Source organism: Mesorhizobium sp. M7A.F.Ca.AU.002.02.1.1, assembly GCF_003998535.1.
GTDB classification, from domain to species: Bacteria; Pseudomonadota; Alphaproteobacteria; order Rhizobiales; family Rhizobiaceae; genus Mesorhizobium; species Mesorhizobium ciceri.
Window position 1 is genome coordinate 1 of record NZ_RZPB01000388.1, and the last position, 5,803, is coordinate 5,803.

The following is a 5,803-nucleotide window of genomic DNA, read 5'->3' on the forward strand; positions in this document are numbered from 1 at the left end:
GTCATCGGCAGCGGACGCGCCGCCGACCGCCAGAAGGCGCTCGACTTCGGCGCGAATGAGTTCGTCGATCTCGACAACGACAAACTGGAGGAGGTTGGCGGCGTCGACCTGGTGTTCGACGTCATCGGCGGCGATATCCAGAAGCGGTCCGCGGCCCTGATCCGGGCCGGAGGAACGCTTGTGACAGTCGTTGGACCGACGGATATTCGACCTGCAGATGGCCTGGCGATTGACTTCGTCGTCGAGGCTGATCGCGGCCAGCTTTGGGAGATCGTTCAGCGGATCCGGGACGGACGACTGCGGACGAATATCGGCAAGGTCTCCAGCCTTGAAGATGCCGTCGCCACCTTCAATTCGACCGAGCGGCGTGCGGGAAAGACGGTCATCCGCGTTCGGCCGTGAGGACTCGGGGGAGAGAGGGCAGTTCCTCTCCTTGAAAGCCTAAGGTCCGCGGCAAATGCCGCAGCGTCAGATGTGATTGCATCTTGGGAGTTCGAGTTCGCTAGCCTCTGCCTGCAGCAATCCCGGTAGCTGGCGAGATTTTGATCCAATACTGCGTTGTTTGTTGAATCTGAAGCCTGGAGGCAAAGACCCAGGCTTAGCGGCGAGAGACGATTAAACATTGATCGATAGCTTTAGACCTTGCTTTGCCGTCGCGTGGTATATGCGCGTAGGCTAATGTCCGTCGGGAGTAGAAACATGCTGAGAATTGTTGGGCGGTTCGCGCGTTCCCATGACGGTTCGATGGCCCCGTTGTTTGTTTTCATGCTGGCGCCCATCATCACCGCCATCGGGTTCTCGGTCGACTATACCAGGGCGGTCCAGACCCGGTCCAACGAGCAGCAGGCGCTGGATGCCGCGGTCCTATCGATCACCGGTATGGACACAACCTCAACGTTGGCGCAGCGCCAGACTATGCTGCAGGATACCTTCATCGCCAACCATGGCCTGGGTACCCCGACACTGAACAGCTTTGTGGTTTCCGCCAATGGCACCGCCACCGCGCAGGCCATGGCAAGTTACTCCATGCCCACCGTGTTCATGCAGATCGCCAGGATCAACACGGTGCCGGTCGCCGTTGGGTCGGCGGCGAGCAAGACGCCGGCCCTGGTGCAGACTACCTTCAAGGTTTCCAAGGTGTCGGGCTGGTGGAACAAGACGATGACGCTCTACGGCACGACATTTGGAGCGACGGTGGCCAAGCCGCTGATGTCGATCGAGTATACCTATAACGGCTTCGGTGATCCGAAAGGCTACGGCACAACGAATGTGTACACAATCACCAACAACGGCGGGGCCGACATCAAGACGCTTGTCCAGTCGCAAGTTTGCACCACCGCCAGCGTGAGCACCTTCACGGGTCTGACTGCAGACGCGATACTCCAGACCAGCGGCACCAAGAAATATTCAACCACTTGCCTCAACACCATGTACCCAGCCAACAGCGCCGGCGCGTCGATCGACGTCAGCCAGATGGCTGGCCTCTCCCTGCAGATGTACGTGCCATCGGGCAACCCGAAGTACCTAAAGTCGGATGATCCGACCACCTCCAACCGACTCTACAGCGGCGTGGACGCGAACAACCTGACCGAGACCCCGACTGGGCAGAAGGTCGACATCTTCACCATCGTGCCTTGTGGTGTAACCAGCTATCAAGCCTGGGAGGACGGCGGCACAACCGTGCCGACGCCGTCTTCAAATGCCGACTTCTTCTACAGCGTCACCGGCAAGTGCGACTTCAACAAGCGCCCCTCGATAACGGCCCTGACACAGTAGGAGGTGCATCTCTTGCCTTTGGAAAGCGGCACGTGCTGCGCGTGTGACAAGACTTGATACCGGGATCACGCTCATCGGGCAAAGTCTGCCGCGTCCGATCATCCTGGCCCGATAGCATATCAGCGGCTGGTGCATCCGGAAGGCGAGGTGGCGGCGGCGCGCGGCGCCGGAGTGGCGGAAGCGGTGTTCACGACGGCAGCGATCGAGGATGGCGTGGCGGTGAGCCAGTCTCCAGTCTGGTTCCTGCTCTCGGCAAAGCAATCGCGGTTTTAATGGCACGGCACTTGGCCAAGCGATCTGTGTAGCGGTCGACATGCCGAAGCCAGGCGATCGCCGTAGGCAGTTCCGGGCAGGATTCAAAATTCCCGACGGCCTCGCAACGCCATACTTCAAGGACCGGAACACCGGCGTGCTCAAAGTTGGCACTGCGCAGCGTCGGCCATGCCGACCTGGGCGGATATTGCCTGGCTGCGTTCGCTGACAACCCTGCCGCTTATCCTGAAGAGCATCCTCGATCCTGAGGATGCTGAGCAGGCGATCGGAACGGGTGTCGATGCCATCGCGGTCTCGAACCACGGTGCAGTGGCCGGACGGATTCCCATCATCCATGCTGGCAGCGTGAGCCGTCGCGCCGACGTTGAAGACGCTTGCCCTGGTGCAACCGCAGTCATGATTGGCCGCCCCTATGTCTACGACCTGGCAACCGATGGTGCCGAGGGCGCAACCCATTGTATCAACCTGCTTCGCCGAGACTTGGAGATGGCAATGGCGCTGACAAGGCCGGGCGGCATCGGCGAGATCGACCGGTCGGTAATCTGGTGAAGCCCGAAACTATTTTTCAGCAAGTTCAGCATTGCACTTTTCGCTTCACCTCCGTCGCGCCCTTTGTCCGGCCGAGCGCCGACTACCTGGATGTCCGATTAGATTTACAGCTGACGGTCTGCTGTCGGCCACAATCGTGCCTTCGCATTTTGACTACTGGCGTCGAACTTGCCGTGAGGATGACTCGGACGGAGGACAGGAGCGCGATGCAACTGACTGCCTTTACCGGCTTCGTAGCCGTTTACCGGCCGTTATAGCACAATCGATGCCGGACTGAAGTGCACGGACAATGGCACCGTCGTGTACAATGTCGCACAATGGTATAGAAAGGCGGTGGTTCGCGAGCCGAACGAAACTGCGAACCATGGTGTTGCCGGTCGCTACTTCTGGTGCTGAGTTGCGCCAACTTCCCGCCCAAGGCGGGTTTTTTGTTTCTGCCCTTCGTTACGATCAAGGCTCCGATCAGGCAGGCTTCGAGACGATGATGGCCAGCGATGCCAATCTGCCTTCGTTCAGGCTACGGATGTAGTTCTTGCGTCGCTGCACGAATTCGGTGCCGAGCACGATTTCATTGACCTGACGTTGCACAGGCGAAGGAATGATGCCGGAACTGGCCCTTTGCATCGCCAGTTCGACATGTTCGCCGGTCTCGTCGATGACTTCGTCAATATGGAAGCCCGCGTCGGCGAACAGGGTCTTCAGGGTATCCCGGTCAACAAGGTGGCTGGTTTCCGGCGCAACCGCCCAGGGCAAGGGATAATTCGGCTCGCCGGCAGCCAGCACGGCTTCGGTCCAGATCAGTTTGCCGCCCGGCTTCAGAACGCGAAAAGCCTGCCCGATGACGGCGGCCTTGTCGGCGATGTTCATCCCGACATAGAAGCAGATTGCCGCGTTGAATGTGTTGTCGGCGAAGGGCAGTTTCGCCGCGTCGGCTTCGTGGAAGCGAACCTTGTCGCCAAGGCCGCTGAGCATGGTCAGTCGGCCGGATGCCTCGACAAAGACTGGTGTGAGGTCGACACCGTCGACCTGGCAGCCATAGGTGGCGGCCAGGAAGCGCGCCGGGCCGCCAATGCCGCTGCCGACATCAAGGATCCGGTCGGTGGGCGAGGGGGCAAGACGACCTCCATGGTCTCGCGTGGCGATGAGCTCGCGGCCGTGAAGCTGGTCGAACGGATAGAGCTGCGCGGCATTGATTTTATCGGGCTTCGCATCGGAAATCGCGGCCAATATACGCTCGACGATGCCGTCGCTGCCGTAATGCGTGGTGACGTTGCTCATTGCTGTCCTCCTCGAACAGCCAGCTTCCCATCAATAGGTTGTCTCCGCAACGCGCGCTGATTCAGGAGTGTGATTCATGACCCGCTACGCCACCGTCATCACCGATGCTGACGGCCGGGAAATCGTCAGCGCCATCGGCGAATTCGCAGGCACTGCGCCGCACCCACACCTGGGGCGTGGCGAGCAGGTCGCATCCGGCGTAGAAATCGGCATGGTGCAGGATGGGGCCGGGCCGATAGCAAGTTGCGCGGCTACAATCTCGTCGAGCTCAAAATCGGTAACCTGGTTTTAGGGCTGGAACCCCAGAAGGTCGGCACTCTGTCAGGCGGCGCCGGACTCCTGGCCGCGCTCAGAGCGGGCAAAGTCGCGGGCTGCGGCAGTGCCTGCGGGAAAGCCGCTGCGATCGCTGTAGTCGCGCGGCTTGGTCCCCCTGCGAGAGTGGCGCGCGGTGACGCCTTTCGCACCGATGATGTCGAGCAAAGCGATGCCGGCGACCACGGCAAGCGCAATGCCCACGTTGTCGCGCTTTGGATTGTCATGCCGATAAGCTGACAGCAACGTCGCGATGTCCAGGCCGTCGCCAGCCACCCGGCTCCAAAGCCCAGCCTGCTTGTCCACGGAAAGCGAGAGTATGCCGCTGCTTATCTCCCGCGCCCCATAGGCTCGGATGAGATCTTGCTTGCCGCTCATGCCGAGCGCACCGGCAATCCGCTCGGCACCAACCAGCTCGACGACACCCAGCGCGATGCTGAACCAGCCGAGCTTGCGAGCAAGGCCGTCGAAGGCACCGACCACACTCGGCCCGGCCTGCAGCACTTTGGGATCGCCAGGCGATCGGGTGATGTTGGTGAGTTTAGCGACCACGTTCATGACGATTCCCTACGGTTTCAAAACAACCTTGATGCAGCTGTCCTGCTTGTCGCGGAACACCTTGTACATCTCGGGTCCCTGCTCGAGCCCGACGGTATGGGTGATGACGAAGGAAGGGTCGATCTGGCCGTCCACGATGCGGCGCAGCAGATCCTCGGTCCAACGGGTGACATGGGTCTGCCCCATGCGGAAGGTGAGGCCCTTGTTCATCGCCTGTCCCATCGGAATCTTGTCGACCAGCCCGCTGTAGACGCCGGGGATCGAGATCACGCCGGCCGGCCGGCAGACATAGATCATCTCGCGCAACACATGCGGTCGATCATTTTCCATCAGCATCAACTGCTTTGCGCGATCGTAGACGGTGTCGGGCTGGGCCAGCGAGACATGGCTTTCCATGCCGACGCAATCGATGCACTTCTCCGGGCCATTTGCGCCGGTGAGTTCCTGCAGCCGTTCGACGACACTTTCCTCGGCGAAATTAATGGTGATGGCACCGCCGGCCGCCCCCATGGAAAGCCGTTCCGGCAGGCAATCGATCGCCACCACCTGTTTGGCGCCGAGCAGCAGGGCGCTGCGTATTGCCATCTGCCCGACTGGGCCGCAGCCCCACACCGCAACCGTATCCGTAGGCTCTATGTCGCACTGTGCCGCGGCCTGCCATCCGGTGGGAAAAATATCGCCGAGGAAGAGAACCTGCTCGTCGGTAAGGTTGTCAGGCACCTTTACGTGCGTGGCGTCGGCGAACGGCACCCGCAGGTATTCCGCCTGTCCCCCGGGATAGCCGCCCGTCAAATGGGTGTAGCCAAACAGACCAGCGGTGGTGTGCCCGAACACCTTGTCGCCGAGGTTCTTCTTGCGGTTCGTACGTTCGCAAACCGAAAAGTTCTGTCTCTTGCACTGGTCGCACTCACCGCAGATTATGGTGAACGGTACGACAATGCGGTCTCCCTTCTTCAGAGCGCCGTTGACGCCCCTGCCGACCTCCACGACCTCTCCCATCATCTCGTGGCCCATAATGTCGCCTGGCAGCATGGCTGGCACGTAGTTGTGGTAAAGG

The 5,803-nt window shown here is 60.7% G+C and carries 8 protein-coding genes; 5 read left to right on the forward strand and 3 right to left on the reverse strand.

Annotation, left to right across the window (positions count from 1 at the left end):
• The 4 genes from EN879_RS21820 to EN879_RS40080 form a co-directional block, all read left to right on the forward strand.
• Positions 1-402, forward strand: a 402-nt coding sequence (locus EN879_RS21820; RefSeq protein ID WP_164774508.1) for a zinc-binding dehydrogenase, incomplete at its 5' end; no start/stop codon positions are given.
• Positions 403-699: 297 nt separating this feature from the next.
• A complete protein-coding gene (locus EN879_RS21825; RefSeq protein WP_027163552.1) occupies positions 700-1,776 on the forward strand; it encodes a TadE/TadG family type IV pilus assembly protein in 1,077 nt (358 codons plus the stop codon).
• Between the two features lie 129 nt (positions 1,777-1,905).
• Complete coding sequence (locus EN879_RS40075; RefSeq protein WP_244514448.1) at positions 1,906-2,049, forward strand: hypothetical protein; 144 nt, start codon at positions 1,906-1,908, stop codon at positions 2,047-2,049.
• A 168-nt stretch (positions 2,050-2,217) separates the two neighbouring features.
• Positions 2,218-2,598: an alpha-hydroxy-acid oxidizing protein gene (locus tag EN879_RS40080; RefSeq protein ID WP_244514447.1), complete on the forward strand. Its 381-nt coding sequence runs from the start codon at positions 2,218-2,220 to the stop codon at positions 2,596-2,598.
• 462 nt (positions 2,599-3,060) lie between these two features.
• Here the strand turns inward: EN879_RS40080 and EN879_RS21835 are convergent, their stop codons facing one another.
• Positions 3,061-3,876: a methyltransferase domain-containing protein gene (locus tag EN879_RS21835; protein WP_063170836.1), complete on the reverse strand. Its 816-nt coding sequence runs from the start codon at positions 3,874-3,876 to the stop codon at positions 3,061-3,063.
• Positions 3,877-3,952: 76 nt separating this feature from the next.
• Here EN879_RS21835 and EN879_RS21840 point away from each other — a divergent pair, with 76 nt between their 5' ends.
• Positions 3,953-4,168: a hypothetical protein gene (locus EN879_RS21840; protein WP_013525008.1), complete on the forward strand. Its 216-nt coding sequence runs from the start codon at positions 3,953-3,955 to the stop codon at positions 4,166-4,168.
• A 29-nt stretch (positions 4,169-4,197) separates the two neighbouring features.
• Here the strand turns inward: EN879_RS21840 and EN879_RS21845 are convergent, their stop codons facing one another.
• Positions 4,198-4,746 (reverse strand): hypothetical protein, encoded by a 549-nt coding sequence (locus tag EN879_RS21845; RefSeq protein WP_063170835.1) that lies wholly within the window; start codon positions 4,744-4,746, stop codon positions 4,198-4,200.
• Between the two features lie 9 nt (positions 4,747-4,755).
• On the reverse strand, positions 4,756-5,803 hold a 1,048-nt coding region (locus EN879_RS21850), incomplete at its 5' end, for a zinc-dependent alcohol dehydrogenase (protein WP_164774509.1).

What these genes read in the sequence shown, in the direction of transcription:
- EN879_RS21835 (WP_063170836.1), bottom strand. Translation starts at nt 3,876, where the DNA reads ATGAGCAACGTCACCACGCATTACGGCAGCGACGGCATCGTCGAGCGT.
- EN879_RS21840 (WP_013525008.1), top strand. Translation starts at nt 3,953, where the DNA reads ATGACCCGCTACGCCACCGTCATCACCGATGCTGACGGCCGGGAAATC.
- EN879_RS21845 (WP_063170835.1), bottom strand. Translation starts at nt 4,746, where the DNA reads ATGAACGTGGTCGCTAAACTCACCAACATCACCCGATCGCCTGGCGAT.
- EN879_RS21825 (WP_027163552.1), top strand. Translation starts at nt 700, where the DNA reads ATGCTGAGAATTGTTGGGCGGTTCGCGCGTTCCCATGACGGTTCGATG.
- EN879_RS40080 (WP_244514447.1), top strand. Translation starts at nt 2,218, where the DNA reads ATGCCGACCTGGGCGGATATTGCCTGGCTGCGTTCGCTGACAACCCTG.